The following is a 1,397-nucleotide window of genomic DNA, read 5'->3' as shown; positions in this document are numbered from 1 at the left end:
GCTCCACCCGTTAGGTCATTCAACTGCAGGGCACCTCCGGACTGTCCCTGGCCGGGTGCAAAAGAGGCACCGGAATTAAGGGTCGCATTGTAATTCCCAGCCCTATCATTCGCGGTCGTGCCCGAGGTTTCGTCGAATTTCCAGTAGGCGACAAGGCCATTGGTGGAAGGGGCCTGGGCCAGAACGGCCAGGGGAAGAGCCCATAAAAGGAGGCTCACCCCGATTGTGTGAATGTTCATGTTAACGTCTTATAACCTGTGAAAAACCAAAACACTTGCCCGCTGCCCCGCATCAGACGGGGCAAAGGCAATTTTGGAGCTGCCCGCCAAGCGGCGGAACAACCCCCTCCCCATCAGCTACTTAGCCTCATTAGCTGCCAGGGACACCATCATAACCCGTGTAACAACCTGAGATTATCCGTTAAGAAAATTTTCCGGGTTTCCCACAATTAAAAAAGCGCCCCGCTTCCGAATGGAGGCGGGGCACTAGTGGTGCAAGGACTATACTCCTGACAGATGGAGTCTGGCCCGGATTTACTATTGCTTGACGAAGCGGGTAGCTTGCTGGTTTACCATGAGGGTATAAGTTCCGGCGGGGAGATCGGCTACCGCAACACGCTCTTGCCCCACTACCGTCCCGGAGGCTACCCGCCTCCCGAACCCATCCAGGATGACGTAGGCCCCGCTGCCGCTGACGGTTACGGAAGCGGAGGCCGGATTCGGAAAAACCGTCAATTCATTGCGCTGCTGGGGAGCCACGGTGACCAGGCTGGAGTACATCTCGCTGCCGTCGTGATCCACCTGCCGCAGCCGGTAGTACAGGGTGGCCTCCGCCGGTGCGGAGTAGTCCGTGTAGCTATAGTCACCGTGAGCGTGGGCTGCCACAAATCCGACTTCGGTGAATACACCCGCATTGCCGGTGGCCCGCTCTACGGCGAAGCCGGCGTTGTCGCGCTGGTCCTCAACCGTCCAGTACAATTCCACTCCGGAAAAAGCTGGTGTAGCCTGGAATGAAGTGAACGTTACCGGCAGTTGGCGGTAGGCCTCGGTGGTGGTCAGGTTATTGACTTCACTCCCTGACAGGCTGCGGTCGTAGACCCGCAGTTCATCAATCATTCCATCAAAGGGGTGATCAGGCGTTGCGCCCTCGGGGCGGTTTCCAATACCCAATTTCATGTTGGTTGTATTGAGAAGGGCTCCGGTCCTATTGGAAGTTGTCACCAATGTTCCGTCGAGATATAACGCAACTGTCGACCCATCGTAGGTTGCGGCTATGTGGTGCCATTGTCCTTCCACAATGGCTTTACCCCGCGTGCTGGTATTGGCATTGGCCCCATTCAGCAAAAATCTAACCTCCACCGCACCCTGACTTGTCACGTTCAGAGCAAAAGAATAATC

The 1,397-nt window shown here is 56.3% G+C and carries 2 protein-coding genes; both read right to left on the bottom strand.

Annotated features, from left to right (window positions below):
• Window positions 1-239: hypothetical protein (locus tag CGL56_RS18395; protein ID WP_222837682.1), on the bottom strand; the 239-nt coding region annotated here is incomplete at its 3' end.
• 297 nt (window positions 240-536) lie between these two features.
• The gene (locus tag CGL56_RS17960; RefSeq protein WP_406603296.1) at window positions 537-1,376 is read right to left on the bottom strand and encodes a LamG-like jellyroll fold domain-containing protein; all 840 of its coding nucleotides are present in this window, start codon (window positions 1,374-1,376) and stop codon (window positions 537-539) included.
• Window positions 1,377-1,397 lie beyond the last annotated feature (21 nt).

Origin of the sequence: Neolewinella marina, from assembly GCF_002631205.1 — a bacterium.
GTDB classification, from domain to species: domain Bacteria; phylum Bacteroidota; class Bacteroidia; order Chitinophagales; family Saprospiraceae; genus Neolewinella; species Neolewinella marina.
This window is presented reverse-complemented; position numbering and strand designations above follow the sequence as displayed.